Raw genomic sequence first — 17,337 nt, 5'->3', positions numbered from 1 at the left:
GCGTGGTTTATGTTATTCCTTGTTTTTTAACTTTTTTAATAATTCCCATCTGGGATCGGTACTTTCTTCTATTTGTTTTTCTGAGTTTATTTCCTCGTCTGTCTCCTCGTCGTCAAAAGTATCCCCATCAATATAGGCATACATTCCTTCTCCCTCATAATCATCCTCGTCCATCTCTGTTCTATAGTCAGGATGTATCTTTTTAGCTGGAAGACCAAGTAATACAAATTCGTAAATAAACTGTGCTACATTGATTTTTGGAGTGTCTCTAGTGATCATGTAGACATCTTCATTGATCTCTTGCTCCTCATCTCCATATTTGAAAATAATTTTCTCTTTTAAATCAAGAGGTTCGAAAAACTCCTCAAGACTTCGATCGCAGATAAGTTTCACTTCTCCTGAGATCAAGAAATCCATTTCAATCAAGTTTGCACCTTTGTCCATCAAGACTCTTACAGTCAAGTGTCCTTCATCGAGCAATTCATTGTCTTCGAAATGTTGGAAGAATTCTTTCCCAATTTCGAAGTCAATTTCGTGCTTGCCTTCTAGGAACTTAATGACCTCAATATCAAATGTTCTTAAAAATTTCACGATACCTCCTCTCGATTTAAGAGCGCAAATTTAGGGAATTTTTATAAAAGGATAAAAGAGAATTTAAAATATTATTTGGTTACGAATAAGTATTTGAATAATTCTCTTGATTTAATCCTCATCCTCTTGAGGTTGATGCTGATTAATGATGTCTATAGCTAAGAAAATTGCTGCTCGCATAGATCCTTCTTCTGCAAGATTTTTACCTGCGATATTATAAGCAGTCCCGTGATCAGGTGAGGTACGAATCACTGGAAGCCCAGCTGTAAAATTAACTCCAGTACTGAATGAGATTGATTTGAATGGAATTAAACCTTGGTCGTGATACATTGCCAAAATGCCATCAAACTTGGTTTGGTGCGCCATTCCAAAGAATCCATCAGCCGGATATGGTCCAAAAACCATTTTATTTTGATCTTTCAGTTCCTTTATTGCAGGTTTGATGATTTCTTCTTCCTCTTTTCCCAATAGCCCATCTTCTCCCGCATGAGGATTGAGACCTAATACAGCGATTTTTGGTTTATCGATTCCAAAATCATTTTTCAATGAATTGAGAAGGAGATTTGCCTTCTTAATTATCCGTTCCTTGGTGATTGTTTCCGAGACTTTGCTAAGGGGTATATGTCCCGTCACTAAACCGACTCTCAATTGTTCGCTCACCATTAGCATTAGACTATCAGTCGATCCTACTTCATTTGTGATGTATTCGGTATGGCCGACGAAAGGTAATTCTTCCGAGTTGATCGTATTCTTATTTACAGGAGCTGTGACCAAAGCCTGTATTTTTCCATCCTTTAAGTCGCTTACAGCCAATTTCAATGCCTCAAAAGCAAATTTTCCGGCTTCCTGTGTTTCTGCGCCAGGAACTATTTCCGGACATTCTTCTGTCACATTAATGACATTGATCCGCTTATGTTGAATTTCATCTAGGCTTCTTATTTGAGCAAAATTGAAATTTTCGAGATCCAGTTGTTTTTTATAAAAAGAAAGGGCTTTACCATGAGCATAGATCAGCGGGGTAACAGATTTATAAGTACGGTTATCTGATAGGCTTTTCATGACGACTTCTACGCTGATACCGTTTAAATCGCCAATACTGATTCCAATGATGGGTTTTATCTTTCTTTGATTCATATAGTTTGGGCTAAAAACTGCCAGAATGGTTTGGTCGGGACTAAAGATCTTCTCTAGACCTTTAAGAATATTCCCTTAATTTTAGGACGCAATTTATAAAAATTTATCGGAGCGGAATGATGGAAAAGGTTAAAGCTAAGAAACACTTGGGTCAGCATTTTTTGACTGATTTAAGTATTGCAGAGCGAATCGCTCAATCGGTGACAGGCCATCATGGATCTGATAAAGTCTTGGAGATTGGACCCGGAATGGGAGTGTTGACGGATTATTTATTGCTTCTTTCTCTAGATTTGCATTTGATCGAAATAGACCGCGAGTCGATTGCGTATCTAAATAAGAAGTATCCGCAGTTGGAGGGTAAAATCATGGAAGGTGATTTTCTTAAATTGAATCTTCCGGAAATCTTCAAGGGTAAATATGCCATAGCTGGTAATTTTCCCTATAATATTTCATCTCAGATTTTCTTTAAAGTTCTAGAAGTCAAAGACCAAGTGACTGAGGTAGTGTGTATGCTTCAGAAAGAAGTGGCAGAGCGGATTGCTTCCCCAAAAGGCAATAAAGACTATGGAATTTTATCAGTTCTGCTGCAAGCATATTATGATATTGAATATTTATTTACAGTTCCTCCCGAAGTTTTTGATCCACCTCCAAGAGTAAATTCAGGAGTGATTCGATTAAAAAGAAACGAAGTTGCTAAACTTGATTGTAATGAAAAACTCTTCAAACAAGTTGTGAAAGCTGGCTTTGGAAATCGAAGAAAAACCCTACGAAATTGTCTGAAGCCATTTAATTTGCCGACTGAATTCAATTCAAACCCAATTCTTGACAAAAGAGCAGAACAGCTTGATGTCGCCGATTTTATATTTTTAACACAAACGATAGAAGCTTCTCGTGGAAATAATTAAGCAATTTGAACTGTCCAAAGAATACCTTGAAAGCCTTCAAATGGCTATTGAGGCTCAGGATATAGACTTCATTCGAGAGTCTTTTGACGGGGTCAATGTAGCTGATATTGCTGCTTTATTAGAGGAATTATCCTTCGATGAATCTATCTATGTCATTCGAGCGATTGATCTCCAAAATGCTGCGGATATTTTGATAGAGCTGGAAGATGATACCCTAAGTAAACTACTTAGGGATATGGAAGCATCAGAGATTTCAGGCTTTATCGAATTGATGGATTCTGATGATGGTGCCGATATACTCAATCTTTTTGCAGAGCGTGAGCGGGAAGAAATCATCAGTCACTTTCAGGACAAAGTCAAATCTGATCAGATTCTTGAACTTCTTCGATACGATGAAGACACTGCCGGTGGAATTATGGCCAAGGAATATATCCGAGCCAATAAAAACTGGAATGTAGTACAGACCATCAATGAGATCAGAAGACAGGCTGAAAATGTCGACAAAATTTTCTCCATTTATGTGGTAAATAATCGGCAGCAATTAATGGGAAGAGTTTCCTTGAAAAGGATCGTTCTTGCCTCTGAGGATACCAAGATTGAAGATATTTATGAGGATGAGGTGATCTCTGTCCCCACCTACATGGATCAGGAGGAAGTGGCAGAAATCATGCGGAAGTATGATTTAGAATCTGTTCCCGTAGTCAATTCAAAAAATAAGCTTGTGGGGCGTATTACGGTTGATGATATCTTGGATGTCATCATGGAAGAAGCTGAGGAGGATATTCAGGCGATGACTGGTATTTCTGATACTGTTGATGAATATGATTCTGTTATAAAACTTTCAAAGGCTCGGCTTCCTTGGCTTTTGATCGGTATTGTTGGAGGTCTCCTTGGTGCTGGATTTATCGGTTTTTTTGAGGAAGGACTAAGTAAAGTGACTGCACTGGCGTTTTTTATACCATTAATTACAGCTACAGGAGGAAATGTAGGAATTCAATCATCGTCCTTAGTGGTTCAGTCATTAGCGAGCAAATCTATTTTTGATGACTCGCTTTCGAAACGTTTTGTGAAGGTTTTTTTGGTGGCAATCTTAAATGGTCTAATCCTGGCTACTTTTGTTTTTGGAGTTGTGGTTTTGTTCTATCGAAGTGAAGTTGCCTTTGCATTAGTAGTTTCAATAGCATTGTTTTCAGTTGTATTGCTTGCCTCTTTTATGGGAACGATCACACCAATCGTACTTGATAAAATCGGGATAAACCCAGCATTGGCTTCTGGACCATTCATTACTACTGCTAATGATTTATTGGGTCTTGCTGTTTATTTCTTGGTAGCAATGTCCTTGCTAAATATTTGATATCCCTATGAAGATTCTAATTATAGACCAAATGCACGAAAGCATTATTCCAATGCTGGAATCCATTGGACATCAGGTTACTTATTCACCTGATATCAAAAGAGAAGAGATCATTCAAAGTATTGAGCCTTTTGAGGGGTTGATTATTCGGTCTAAGACTCCAATGGATCGGGACTTACTCCAATATGCTCCAAATTTGAAATTTATCGGAAGAGCAGGTGCAGGACTTGATCAGATTGACTTGGATTATATGAAGTCAAGGAGTATAAAGCTTTTTCATGCTGCAAAAGGAAATAGAGATGCAGTTGCAGAACATGCTTTGGGAATGCTTCTTTCACTTTTCAATCATTTGGAAAAGGCAGATTCGGAAGTTAGAAGGGGGATTTGGGACCGAGAGGGAAATAGGGGACATGAATTGGCCGGTAAAACAGTGGGAGTTCTGGGATTTGGAAATATGGGTAAATCTTTCGCCAAGAGACTTAAGGGCTTCCGGACAGATGTGCTAGCATATGATAAATACAAAAAGAATTTTGGCGGAAAACTTGTCAAAGAAGTTTCCTGGGAAATACTTAAAGAAAAATGTGATGTATTAAGTATTCATGTACCTCTGACTTCAGATACGAGAGGATTTCTTACAATAAAAGAAATTGAAAGTTTTGCTAAACCTTTTTGGCTAATCAATACTGCTAGAGGAGAGGTGATTTCTTTTAAAACATTGAATGAAGCTTTAGATCGAGGTTTGTTAAAAGGGGCTGTATTGGATGTTTTGGAGAATGAGAAATTCAAGAGTTTTTCGGAAGAGCAAAAAGAAGAATTTGAAATTTTGGCTGCTAGAAAAAATGTACTCTTCAGTCCTCATGTAGCAGGTTGGACCTTTGAGTCCTATGAAAAGATCAATAAAGTTTTAGTAAAGCAGATTAAAAAGGAGTTTTAGAAAAAGTGATTGGATGTAATTTTGTCCGAAGGGAAACTAAAATAGTTAAAACCCTGACATTCTATAGTTAAAAAAAGGGAGCTTAAAGCGCTCCCTCTGGTGCTACGAATGTAATATTTTTAAATTCCATGGATTTTAAGTTAGCAGATTGACTACCTGTGGCGGTTACTTTTTCTGTCATTCCATTGATTCCTTCAAAGCTTCCAACCAGTGTTCGCTTTCCCTGCTTGATTGCATCTTCAGTGATTTCAACTTTCATGGATCCTGAAGTTTCATCACTTGAAAATCGATGGAGTGTCGAACTGAAATTCCCTCCTGAGATATTGATTTCTTCCTCGAAAACCCAAAAGGAATTGGAGTTTACTTGATAGGTTCCTTTCCCTGTGTACGGTTCTATTCGGATCAAAAGCTGTTTGCCATTAGTAGAAGGTTTATTGAAACCTTCAAAATCACGACGCATCACGATATAAGCTGTTTCTGAACCATTTGAAGAAGTTACATCTGAAAGGATAACTGTAAAATCCACTGGCGCTCCATTTAAAGTGCCTGATACTGTCGGAGAGGTGAGATCTCCATTTTCTGATTTATCACAAGCAAAAGTCAGTGAAAGTAAAGGGAGGAAATAATAAATTAGTTTTTTCATGTTTTTTTTCTCAAAAATATCTCGTAGAGAAAGCCCATTCTATAAGGCAAACTGCGTATTCCTTTCTTTCTTCCATCTTTTTAATACCAATAATTGGGAACTGGTAAGTATTTTCAGAAATCTTTAAAAAGCTTGTAGCTTTTGTTTTCTGATTAGAGATTTTCTATTTTTGCCTATCAAATAAGGTCAGATAAATGGTAACGGTCCCGTCATGCGACCGTTACTTTGTTTTTAGTGGCTATCTAAATGAATTAATTACAATGGGACAAGTACAATATTACACTGAGGAAGGACTCCGCAAGTTGAAGGATGAACTTCAAGATCTGAAAGGCAGAGGAAGACAGGATATTGCAAAGCAAATCGCAGAAGCAAGAGACAAAGGTGATCTTAGTGAAAATGCAGAATACGATGCAGCTAAAGATGCTCAAGGCCATTTAGAACTGAAGATTGCCAAGTTAGAGGCAGTGGTTGGGAATGCTCGTATTTTTGACCAGTCGCTTATCGATACCTCTAAAGTGGGAATCTTGAGTACCGTTAAAATCAAAAATGTGAAAAACGGAATGACAGTTTCGTATACTTTGGTTTCTGAAGAAGAAGCAGATCTGAAAGCTGGAAAAATCTCTCTAGGTTCTCCGTTTGGAAAGGGGCTTGTTGGAAAGAAAATCGGGGAAATTGCAGAAATCAATGCTCCTGCCGGATTACTTCAATTCGAAATTCTACATATATCTTATTAACCCATATCCCGGTTTACCGGGATTTTTTTATTTAATTCTATGGCTACTATTTTCACTAAAATCATCAACAGGGAAATACCTGCAGAGATTCTTGCTGAGGATGAGAATTACATCGCATTTCTTGACATCATGCCTTTAGTAAAAGGTCACGTCTTGGTCGTCCCAAAAGTCGAAGTAGATTATATTTTTAACCTTTCGCCAGAAGCGCTTTCAGGATTACATCTATTTGCTCAAAAAGTAGCGAAAGCGATGGAAAAGACAATCAAATGTACACGTATTGGTGTGGCTGTGATTGGGCTTGAGGTTCCGCATGTTCACGTTCATTTGGTGCCACTCCGTACGATGGATGACATTAATTTCACTCGTCCTAAATTGAAATTAAGCAAAGAAGAACTGGCAGAAATTGCTGATCGAATTAGAGTGGGGTTTTAATTAAAATCTCGCTTTGATTTTTAATCTTGACCAGCTTAAGAAGCTTATAATTCGTTGCTCAACTGAATATTATCCACATCATATTTTGGGGTTCCACCTTTTTGTGTAGCAACAAAAGCTCCAATTCTACAGGCGAAATCCAAAGTTTCCTCTATCGATTTTCCCTCTAAGTAACTTTTAACGAATCCACTTAAAAAAGCATCTCCGGCTCCAATGCTATCTTGAACTTTTACTTTGTAGCCAGAGTGGGAGGTTATTTTACCCTTTTCATAGACCATAGCACCTTTTGAACCTTGAGTAATACAGATCAAATCCATAGGAAAATGGTTGTCAAGGTATTCGCAAACCGTTTTGATATCTGAGTCTAAATTGAAATAATCTGCAAATATTTCTAATTCATCTTCATTGATCTTTAGAATATCGGCAAAGCCTAAAAGAGTTTCAATTACCTCAAAATCATAAAAGGGAGGGCGAAGATTTGCATCAAAGACTCGGACTACTTGATGATGTAATAATTTGATCAATGTACTAAGACTCTCAGTATTCCGTACTCCGAGGGTGCCAAATACAAAAGCATCAGCATTTTTCACGGCTTCATCCATTTCGACATTCCAATGGATAAAGTCCCAAGCAACAGGCGAAACAATGGTGTATTTGATGTTTTCTTTATCCGAATCATCTACCAAAACTTTGGATGTTTCATGGCTTTGACTTACTTGAATAAGATTCAAAGGCAGATCAAAAGTCTTCAAAAAGTCAGTTAGCTTAGCTCCGTCAGCATCATTTCCTACAGCTGAAATAAGCCTGGAGTCCAAGCCCATTTGATGGAGATTTAAAGCAACATTCATTGGCGCACCTCCTGGGACAGCACCTGATGGAAGACAATCCCAGAGCATTTCTCCAAATATGACAACTTTGTTTTTCATAAATCAATGAATATTTTGATGAATTTCTTCTAGTGACTTTCCTTTAGTTTCCGGCATTTTGAACCTTACCCAAAGCAGTTGCCAAACCATCATAATTGCAAAAAATACAAATATATAACCTGGGCCGAACTGGTTAGCAAAGAAGGGAAATACGTTTGCAATTACAGCAGCGAGAATCCAATGGGTAAAAGAGCCAATGGATTGTCCATAAGCACGGAGGTCATTTGGAAACATTTCGGAAATGAAAACCCAAATCACAGAACCTTGACCTATTGCATGTGAAGTGATGAATCCAAATACAAAAATAGGAAGCCAAAAAGAAGGGATTCCCGGCCCTAGAAAATTATAAGCCATAAGTGAAAGGGAAATGATGTAACCAAAGGATCCGATGTACATCAGTTTTTTTCGTCCGATCCGATCGATCAGGTATAAACCAAGAAAAGTCCCCAGCAGATTGACAATCCCTATTCCAATAGTGGAAACCAAAGCATTTTCAGTGGAAATTCCGGCCATTTCAAATACTCGGGGAGCAAAATAGATTATCGCATTGATACCGGAAACCTGATTGAAAAATGCAATCATTATCGCAAGAATCGTAGTAGGTAGGAATCGCTTAGCGAAAATGGCAGAAAAGCTTCCTTTTTGTTTGATTTTCTTTTCCTCTTCGATTGCCAGTCGAATAGCTTCATCGACACCCTCAGGATCTGTACGAGTCAGAATTGCTCTTGCCTGCACTTGATCGTTGAATTTTGCAATCAGCCATCTTGGACTTTCTGGAATTCGAAAAATCATGGCCGAATAAATCAATGCCGGTATAGCTTCGACTCCAAGCATCCATCTCCATTCTTGTGCTATTTCAGCAGTTCCGATCAAATAGTTGGAAACATATGCGATGACTATTCCAAAGACAATGTTGAATTGATATAAGGCCACTAAAAGGCCTCTGTTTTTAGCAGGTGCAATCTCAGAAATATACATGGGTGCCACCACTGATGAAGCCCCAACACCTAAGCCTCCGATGAATCTAAAAATGGTGAAGGAAGTCACGTCCCAAGCCATCGCAGAACCAAAAGCAGAGATAAAATATAGAAGTCCTATCCAGAGCAAACTCTTTTTTCGACCAAATCTATCAGCAGGAATACCTCCGAATAAGGCACCGATCACAGTTCCGTAAAGTGCGGATGCAATCGCCAGACCATGAATCCAATCACTCAACTGCCAAACTTCTTGAATATCCCGCTCAGCTCCTGAAATGACGGCAGTATCAAAGCCAAATAAAAAGCCGCCCAAAGCGGCTGTAATGGATACAAAGAAGGCGTAATTTTTAGAATTCATGGATTTTGGGCATTTAAACTTCTGCTAAACTAACCAGATCCGGAATATTTTAAAATCTTCGTAAAGAAATCTCAACTTCTAAGATTTTGAATGGAGATTCTAAAATTTCAAATACGAGTTTTTTTTAAATCTTTGATAGAATGGAATAGGTAAAAACAACACCTTTTCATCAAACATGAAAATGAAATACCGCCGCAAATAATCTATTTACCAGTCACCAAATAATATTTTGTTTTCTTTCGATTTACTGAGGTCCGTCTTTTTGGAATTCTGTATATTCGCAAAGCCGTTTAAAATGTGAATTTCCCATTTAAAATTCGCTTTAATAATCAAATAGAATAACCCAAATTCATGACTACTACACAGGAGATTTATAAACCCAAAAACCACATTCGAATTGTAACAGCAGCTTCACTTTTTGATGGGCACGATGCAGCTATTAATATCATGCGTCGTATCATTCAAGCTACTGGTTGCGAGGTGATTCACTTAGGTCATAATAGATCTGTACAGGAGATAGTTGACTGTGCGATTCAAGAAGATGTGCAGGCGATTGCAATAACTTCCTATCAAGGCGGGCACGTAGAATTTTTTAAATATATGTATGATTTGCTTCGAGAAAAGGGAGCGGGTCATGTCAAGATCTTTGGTGGAGGAGGAGGGACTATTCTTCCTGAAGAAATTAAAGAACTACATGATTACGGAATCAATCGAATCTATGCTCCTGATGATGGACGTGCGCTAGGACTTCAAGGAATGATCAATGACTTAGTGAGTCAATGCGATTTTGCCATAGGAGATGAGTTGCCAGAAGGATTTATTCTTGACAAAGCACACAAGGAACATGTCGGTCGAGCAATTTCAGCTTTTGAAAACTTTCCTGAGAATTCTAAAGCACTTTTGGATAAAGTAAGAAAGGAAAGCAAAAATTCAGAAATCCCAGTTCTTGGAATCACCGGTACAGGTGGAGCAGGGAAATCATCACTGGTGGATGAATTAGTTCGTCGATTTGTAATGGACTTTGAAGATAAGACTTTGGCAATTATCTCTGTGGATCCTTCCAAGCGAAAAACAGGAGGTGCTCTTTTGGGGGATCGTATTCGAATGAATGCGATTCATCACCCACGGGTATATATGAGATCTTTGGCTACTCGTCAATCTAATCTCGCGCTTTCGAAGTACGTGCAAGATGCTGTAGACACAGTCAAGGCAGCCGGTTTCGACATGGTTATTCTTGAGACTTCTGGAATTGGTCAATCGGATACAGAGATTATTGAGCATTCTGATCTTTCGTTGTACGTGATGACCCCAGAATATGGCGCAGCATCTCAATTGGAAAAAATAGATATGCTTGATTTCGCAGATGTAATCGCCCTGAATAAATTTGATAAGCGAGGTGCTTTAGATGCGATTCGTGATGTGAAAAAGCAATACAAGCGAAATCATAATCTATGGGATGTTGAGGATGATCAAATCCCTGTCTTCGGTACAATCGCTTCTCAGTTCAATGATCCGGGAATGAATCAGCTCTATCGGGCACTGATTGGCAAAATCAGCGAGAAACATTCCGGTTGGGAAAGCACTTTTGAACTGACCGCAGGCACATCAGAAAAGATTTACATCATTCCACCTTCAAGGACTAGATACCTTTCTGAAATTGCAGAAGTAAATCGAAATTATGATTCGTGGGTAGAATCTCAAAAAGATATCGCTCAAAAGCTTTATAGTATCTCAAAGTCGATCGAAGCCATTCAGAATTTAAAGGTTGATGATAAGGATCGATTGATCAAAGAATTGCAAGAAGTTTACGCTCAAGTGGAACTTGACTTTGATCCGAAAAATAAAAAGTGGATTGAGGAATGGGGCGAAGAAGTGCAGCGATACCAGGATGATTTCTATGTTTTCAAGGTCAGAGACAAAGAAATTAAAATTCAAACTTATACTAAGTCTCTCTCTGATTCGCGAATTCCGAAGATTTCTCTACCAAAATATGAAGCTTGGGGAGATTTGTTGAAGTGGGGCTTGCGAGAAAATGTGCCTGGGAAATTTCCTTTTACAGCAGGAGTTTTCCCTTTCAAAAGGGAAGGAGAAGATCCTACCAGAATGTTTGCTGGTGAGGGTGGTCCTGAGCGTACCAATAAGCGCTTTCACTATGTTTCAAAAGATATGGAGGCAAAGCGATTGTCTACAGCATTTGATTCAGTGACTCTTTATGGAGAAGACCCTGACTATCGTCCGGATATTTATGGCAAAATCGGAAACTCGGGAGTCAATGTTTGCTGCCTGGATGATGCGAAGAAACTGTATTCCGGATTTAACTTGGTCAATCCTATGACCTCTGTTTCCATGACTATAAATGGACCTGCTGCGACTATGACGGCATTTTTTATGAATGCTGCCATTGATCAACAATGCGAGGTTTATATCAAAGCCAATGGACTTGAAGAAGAAATAGATAAAAAAATTGAAGCGATTTATGCCGAGAAAGGTATAGAACGACCAAAATACAATGCTGAAATTCCTGCTGGAAATGATGGTTTAGGACTAATGCTTTTGGGGGTCACTGGAGATCAGGTTTTACCTGCTGAGGTGTATGCAAAAATTAAAGCAGATACCGTATCCAAGGTCAGGGGAACAGTCCAAGCTGACATTTTAAAAGAAGATCAAGCACAGAATACCTGTATTTTCTCAACAGAGTTTTCCCTAAGGTTGATGGGAGATATGCAGCAATATTTTATCGAAAATGGGATTCGGAATTTTTACTCCGTTTCTATCTCCGGTTATCATATTGCAGAAGCTGGTGCAAACCCGATTACACAATTGGCATTGACCCTTTCCAATGGGTTCACTTACATTGAATATTATGTGAGCAGAGGAATGGATATAAATCAATTTGCACCAAATCTATCCTTCTTTTTCTCCAATGGAATCGATCCGGAATATGCTGTCATAGGCCGAGTCGCAAGAAGAATTTGGGCGAAAGCAATGAAATTGAAATATGGAGCAAACGAGCGTTCTCAGATGTTGAAATACCATATTCAAACTTCGGGAAGATCACTTCATGCTCAGGAAATCGACTTCAACGATATCCGGACGACACTGCAAGCTTTGTATGCGATTTATGATAATTGCAACTCGCTACATACCAATGCATATGACGAAGCCATCACGACTCCGACTGAAGCATCAGTTCGTAGAGCAATGGCTATCCAATTGATTATCAATAAGGAGTTGGGCTTGACCAAAAATGAAAATCCTATTCAAGGGTCTTTTATAATTGAGGAGTTGACTGACTTGGTAGAAGAAGCTGTGTATGTTGAGTTTGATCGGATTACGGAGCGGGGAGGAGTTCTTGGAGCTATGGAAACTATGTATCAGCGTGGAAAAATTCAGGAAGAAAGTCTTCACTATGAGATGCTCAAACACACAGGAGAGTATCCAATAATTGGAGTGAACACCTTCCTTTCATCGGAAGGATCTCCTACGGTGACGCCAGGAGAAGTAATCAGAGCTACCCAAAGCGAGAAAGAAGCTCAAATCAAAACGCTTCAAACACTACATGCTGCACATTCAGAAAAAGTATCTGCTGAGCTTCAGAAATTGAAAACTGTAGCCGTAAAAAATGAAAATGTTTTTGCTGAATTGATGGAAGCAGCGAAATATTGTTCACTTGGTGAAATTACAAATGCCTTGTATGAAGTTGGAGGTCAATACAGAAGAAACATGTAATCCATCCTTTTGGTGAACTGAGGTAAGAATCATAAAAATAGATCTAAAAATATGTCAAAGAGAAATGTAACGGTTCGCATGAAAGCGGACTACGAGTATGAGTCTGTCAATCCGCAAGGAAATGTGGTTCAAATTGACATGTATGATGCTCCTGAAAAGAAGGCACAATCCCCAATGGATTTATTGCTTTCTGCACTTGGTGGCTGTGCCTCAGTAGATGCTGTATTGATGATGCGAAAGAAGCGAAAAACCATCACTGACTTTTATGTGGAAGTTGAAGGGAATCGAAATGATGGCACACCTGCATTTTACACCGATATCAAGCTGATGTTTACGATTGTTTCTCCTGATGCCAAAGAAGAGGAATTTATCAAAGTGGTAGCACTATCCGTAGAGAAATATTGCTCTGTTGCCTCTTCATTGAAATCAAAAATCAGCTTCTCAGCTCAGGTAAAAAGACCATAATGCGAGTAGTTAAAGAGTTTACTCAAGATGAAATCCGTATAAGTGTTTTCTCCTGGAACAATAAGTTCATTCTTAAATATGAGTTTGGTCCGATGGAGCAGACATTCAAGATGAGTGAATTGGATATTCTAGAGGAAGCTGATTTAGATTCCTTTTTAGAAGGGGAGTTTTTTGAAAAAGTCAAATTAAGATTTGGAGAAATGGGAGATTCATTTCGTTCCCAAATGGAAAAAATCTAATTTTCAGAAGGAACGCTTCTATTTGGTATGGTCTTAAGAATTTTAGTTTTTTTTCTGTTCTCAATTATTCTTTTTGCTTGTAATAGAAGCAATGAAAAAGGAGAATTGGCGGATATTTCTAAACTCGAAACCTTGGTCCATGAGATGGAAGAAGAGTTATTTCTTCTTGAAAAAGAAATAATATCTCTGAAAGACTTCCATGAATTTCTTCTTTCCAATCGAGAAACTATTCTTAATCAAGCTGATAGAAATAAGTACACCTTTAAAAATGGTTTCTCTGGTAATAGGCCCGGGAGTGATTCAACATTGAGTTCAATTGCAATATTGAGACCTCAAGAGAATTATGATGAAAAACTCTCAGATGTATTTCTTACAAATAGTTTAGACTCTGCCTTCAGTGGAATTTACTACAAATATAATTTTGTGGCTCAGGTGTATTCAAACTCCTCTAACGAAATATCAAGAGTATTTCCGGCTTATGATATTGAGGAGTTTTTATCAAAAGATATAGATCTCAAAAGTTTCAATTTTTTTTACCAAGGAAATGCAGAAAATAACCCTTCAAGGGGTCCTGTTTGGATTCCTGATGTTTATGTAGATCCAGTGGGACGAGGTTGGATTTTATCCTTGATCCAGCCAGTTTATGATGGAGATAGTCTTTTTTCTGTCTTAGGAATTGACATCACAGTGGATGAGATCATCTCTCGATATCTCGAACGAGGAAATGAAAATTACCTAATCGTTACAAAAAATGGGGATATTGTCGCCGGGAATTCAGAGTCGATAGAGCTTTTGAGTTTTCCCCCACTAAGAAATCACGTATATAGAGAAACTATTCAGGAGGATAATTTCAGAATTTCTGATTTCAATCTTTTTAATAGTAAAAATGAGGAAGTAAGGGAAATGGCTGAAAAATTACTTTTTGAAGGTCAAAACCATTATTTCTTTAATGAGGATTTTAGTCCTTATTCTGCTTATAAGGTCTCATTCGACTTGTTAGATTGGATTTTAATTGAAATTAATCCAACTCCTCCATGAAAAAATCTCAAAGCTATCGTAAAGATTTTTTTTGGACAATAGGCTTGGGGTTCATCCTGATTCTTTTGATTTTAATTTTGGGGGTTAGCTTTTTCAAAGCTTTAAATAATACCCAGATTAATTCCAGAAAAGAATTTCTAAGAAAGCAGACAGAACTCGCTGCCATAGATTTGGAGATTGAAATAAGTCGTTTCATGGATTATGCCAATTCTCTAAGCGACTATCTTGAGGATTCTGATCTAGACGAGGAAGATTATAATGATGATTTTACAAAATCGACCAAAAGAGTATTTATTAATTACTTTGGCCTGATTGACACTGTTTTAGTGGATTTTAAGGATTCAGTCATTTTCATGACTCAAACTCCCAGAAATGATTTTATCAGAGGTGTTTACAAATCAGATGTAGAAGCTTTTAGAAATTCAGAATACCAATATGAACTACAGGGAAAAACCTTAGGGTTTAGAATGATTTTTAAGTTGAACCCTGTGGCTTTTGCCAAGGATTTTGTAAAAAATTATTACCTAAATCCAGATGGAAAAAAGAGTTTATTTCTAAACGGGAAATTCCAAGATATAAATCCAGGTGATGGGTTTTCTGATTTAGAAATAGATTCAGAGTCCTACCAAAAATTAATGGATGACATTGAAATTGGGATTTTGGGGGTTTATGAAGTGGGCTGGACTTATGAAGATCTGGACCATGAAGGGATACTAGTCCAGTATCCATTTCGATTTGGAGATATATCCCCAGCTTCTTCTTTATTATTCATGATTGAATCTGAACCGATTACTGAAGGGGTTTATAGAACTTATTTTCTTTTGTTTTTGGGTTTGGTTTTTCTTCTGGTAGGGATTATTGTCCTATTTACTTTTTTCTTGAGAAATAGAATTAAATCCGAACGCCTACTGAGAAAACGATCAAAAGAAATTTCAGAACTTTTTGATCAGCAAAATTTATTATTGAAGGAGTTACGTGGATTCGTGTTTTTTCATGATAGCAAAGGCCAAATTATTCGAGTCAGCGATGAAGTAGGAGAGGTATTGGGGGTTTCAAAAGATCGTTTTATATCAGCTTTTAATGATAAAAAAGATCAAAAAGACGCAGGTAGAATTAGAGATTTGGTTAAAAAGGCACTTCATGATAAAGCCTCGTATATTGACTTTGAATATGACTATGTCAATAGAAATGGAAAAGTTATCTATTTACGAATTTTCGAAAAGTTAATCTTTGATAACGATGGAAAATTCACCGGAGGAATTGGAATTTGTACTGACATTACAAGAAATCATATTTCCAGGCAAGAATTGGTTCAAAGTGAAAAACGCTTAAGAACTTTAATTGAAAATATCCCGGATTTTATTTTCATATATGATAATCAGGGTATCATCATTGATTATCAAGTCCAACTAATAGATAATTTGGTAAAGCCGGGGTTCAATCTTTTGGGGAAAAAATTCACAGAATTAATTCCAAAAAATCAAATTGAGCATATTAAATCAGCTTTCAAAATTGCACGAAAGACTGGAATACTACAATCTGTAGACTTAAGAACAAGAGTCAATTCTGAGGAGAAATATTATGAAATAAAAATATTTCCTCTCGATGAAAACAAAATGATGTCTATATCCAGAGATATCACTAGTCAGCGGATATGGGAACAAGGGCTTTTGGATGCAATGAATTCAGCAGATCAGGCTAATCGAGCCAAATCAGATTTTTTGGCAAATATGAGTCATGAGATTAGAACTCCAATGAATGGTTTACTTGGTATTATTGACCTTCTGGAGCAAACGAAAATGGATGATACTCAAAATGAGTATCTGAAAATAATTAAAAACTCAGGGAATTCTCTTTTGAATATTATCCGTGATATTCTAGATTATTCAAAGATTGAATCTGGAAAAATTGAGATTCATAATTCGGTTTTTATTCCTAAAGATGAATTGGAAAAACAGGTTCAGATTTTATCCGGGCTTGCACAAAAGAAAAAAATAGAGGTTGTTCTTTCGTTTTCAGAAGGAACCGATATTGTATTGGAAGGCGATATTGAAAAAATCAAACAGGTCTTTTTGAATATTCTAGGAAATGCTTTGAAATTTACTCCGGGACAAGGGAAAGTGATAATTTCTGTATCCACTGAGGAAGTTTCCGAAGATCTTGTTTTTCTGAATGTATCTATAAAGGATACAGGTATTGGAATTCCTAAAGATTTGATTCCTCATCTCACAGACCCATTTTTTCAAGTTGATAGCTCAAAAACACGTTCTTTTCAGGGAACAGGTTTGGGACTTGCCATCTCCAAAAGAATTGTGGAATTGTTGGGGGGAGAGTTGAAAATAGTAAGCGAAGACCAAATAGGCTCAGAGTTTATTTTTAATGTTCTTTTAAAGATCTCAACAAATTCAGTTACTGACCACAGTTCAACCTTTGATCAAAATAGAAAAAGTTGGATTGGAATGGCAGGTGAATATCCCCTTAGAATTTTATTGGCAGAAGATAATGACTTGAATCTTCAATTGATGAATCTAATGTTGGAACAGTTGGGATATAATTTTGACATCGCAAAAAATGGAAAAGAAGCTGTCGACCTAGTGAATACCAATGACTATGATTTGATCTTAATGGATGTTCAAATGCCGATATTGAATGGTTTAGAGGCCTCAAAGTTGATTAAGTCCATGCCTTATTCTCATCATCCTTATATTATCGGGCTTTCTGCTAATGTTTTTGATGAAGATCGAAAGATGGCGTTTGAATCTGGAATGGATGATTACCTTACTAAACCGATTCGATTATTATCACTTGCAGAGAAACTAAAGTTGTTTTCGATCCGAATTCAACGGGACGAAAAGTAAAAAAGGGCTGATTTAAAAAA

15 protein-coding genes are annotated in these 17,337 nt (G+C 37.4%); 10 read left to right on the top strand and 5 right to left on the bottom strand.

Annotation, left to right across the window (positions count from 1 at the left end; translation table 11 throughout):
* Positions 1-12: 12 nt before the first annotated feature.
* Together BVC88_RS19100 and pdxA are read right to left on the bottom strand one after the other, a co-directional pair.
* Positions 13-591, bottom strand: coding sequence for a YceD family protein (locus BVC88_RS19100; protein ID WP_075352333.1), 579 nt, complete (start codon positions 589-591; stop codon positions 13-15).
* Positions 592-702: 111 nt separating this feature from the next.
* Positions 703-1,725 (bottom strand): 4-hydroxythreonine-4-phosphate dehydrogenase PdxA, encoded by a 1,023-nt coding sequence (gene pdxA, locus BVC88_RS19095; protein WP_075352332.1) that lies wholly within the window; start codon positions 1,723-1,725, stop codon positions 703-705.
* Positions 1,726-1,844: 119 nt separating this feature from the next.
* Between pdxA and rsmA the strand changes: the two genes are divergently transcribed.
* From rsmA to BVC88_RS19080, 3 genes are read left to right on the top strand one after another with little or no spacing between them, the layout of a single operon-like run.
* Positions 1,845-2,630, top strand: a complete 786-nt coding sequence (rsmA, locus tag BVC88_RS19090) for a 16S rRNA (adenine(1518)-N(6)/adenine(1519)-N(6))-dimethyltransferase RsmA (protein ID WP_075352372.1) — start codon at positions 1,845-1,847, stop codon at positions 2,628-2,630.
* On the top strand, positions 2,617-3,984 hold the full coding sequence (gene mgtE / locus BVC88_RS19085) for a magnesium transporter (RefSeq protein WP_075352331.1): 1,368 nt from the start codon (positions 2,617-2,619) through the stop codon (positions 3,982-3,984). Before rsmA ends, mgtE begins: the two co-directional genes overlap by 14 nt.
* A gap of 7 nt (positions 3,985-3,991) precedes the next feature.
* Positions 3,992-4,918 (top strand): NAD(P)-dependent oxidoreductase, encoded by a 927-nt coding sequence (locus BVC88_RS19080; protein WP_075352330.1) that lies wholly within the window; start codon positions 3,992-3,994, stop codon positions 4,916-4,918.
* A gap of 82 nt (positions 4,919-5,000) precedes the next feature.
* On the opposite strand, the gene BVC88_RS19075 is transcribed toward BVC88_RS19080, so the two are convergent.
* Entirely contained in the window at positions 5,001-5,561 is a 561-nt protein-coding gene (locus BVC88_RS19075) for a hypothetical protein (protein ID WP_075352329.1), read from the bottom strand.
* Positions 5,562-5,821: 260 nt separating this feature from the next.
* Between BVC88_RS19075 and greA the strand changes: the two genes are divergently transcribed.
* The gene (gene greA / locus BVC88_RS19070) at positions 5,822-6,295 is read left to right on the top strand and encodes a transcription elongation factor GreA (protein WP_075352328.1); all 474 of its coding nucleotides are present in this window, start codon (positions 5,822-5,824) and stop codon (positions 6,293-6,295) included.
* A gap of 39 nt (positions 6,296-6,334) precedes the next feature.
* Positions 6,335-6,727, top strand: coding sequence for an HIT family protein (locus BVC88_RS19065; RefSeq protein ID WP_075352327.1), 393 nt, complete (start codon positions 6,335-6,337; stop codon positions 6,725-6,727).
* A 44-nt stretch (positions 6,728-6,771) separates the two neighbouring features.
* Here the strand turns inward: BVC88_RS19065 and BVC88_RS19060 are convergent, their stop codons facing one another.
* Positions 6,772-7,653 (bottom strand): carbohydrate kinase family protein, encoded by an 882-nt coding sequence (locus BVC88_RS19060; protein ID WP_075352326.1) that lies wholly within the window; start codon positions 7,651-7,653, stop codon positions 6,772-6,774.
* A gap of 3 nt (positions 7,654-7,656) precedes the next feature.
* Positions 7,657-8,988, bottom strand: a complete 1,332-nt coding sequence (locus tag BVC88_RS19055) for a sugar porter family MFS transporter (RefSeq protein WP_075352325.1) — start codon at positions 8,986-8,988, stop codon at positions 7,657-7,659.
* A gap of 351 nt (positions 8,989-9,339) precedes the next feature.
* Here BVC88_RS19055 and BVC88_RS19050 point away from each other — a divergent pair, with 351 nt between their 5' ends.
* From BVC88_RS19050 to BVC88_RS19030, 5 genes are read left to right on the top strand one after another with little or no spacing between them, the layout of a single operon-like run.
* Positions 9,340-12,717, top strand: a complete 3,378-nt coding sequence (locus tag BVC88_RS19050; protein WP_075352324.1) for a methylmalonyl-CoA mutase family protein — start codon at positions 9,340-9,342, stop codon at positions 12,715-12,717.
* Positions 12,718-12,768: 51 nt separating this feature from the next.
* Positions 12,769-13,182, top strand: coding sequence for an OsmC family protein (locus BVC88_RS19045; RefSeq protein ID WP_075352323.1), 414 nt, complete (start codon positions 12,769-12,771; stop codon positions 13,180-13,182).
* Positions 13,182-13,421, top strand: coding sequence for a hypothetical protein (locus BVC88_RS19040; RefSeq protein ID WP_075352322.1), 240 nt, complete (start codon positions 13,182-13,184; stop codon positions 13,419-13,421). Before BVC88_RS19045 ends, BVC88_RS19040 begins: the two co-directional genes overlap by 1 nt.
* A 27-nt stretch (positions 13,422-13,448) precedes the next feature.
* Positions 13,449-14,459 (top strand): PDC sensor domain-containing protein, encoded by a 1,011-nt coding sequence (locus tag BVC88_RS19035; protein WP_075352321.1) that lies wholly within the window; start codon positions 13,449-13,451, stop codon positions 14,457-14,459.
* Positions 14,456-17,317: a PAS domain-containing hybrid sensor histidine kinase/response regulator gene (locus BVC88_RS19030; RefSeq protein WP_075352320.1), complete on the top strand. Its 2,862-nt coding sequence runs from the start codon at positions 14,456-14,458 to the stop codon at positions 17,315-17,317. Before BVC88_RS19035 ends, BVC88_RS19030 begins: the two co-directional genes overlap by 4 nt.
* Positions 17,318-17,337: the final 20 nt, after the last annotated feature.

It is taken from the genome of Algoriphagus marinus, from assembly GCF_001936475.1.
Classification (GTDB): domain Bacteria; phylum Bacteroidota; class Bacteroidia; order Cytophagales; family Cyclobacteriaceae; genus Algoriphagus; species Algoriphagus marinus.
Note: the sequence above shows the minus strand (reverse complement) of the source record. Positions and strands in the feature narration are given on the sequence as shown.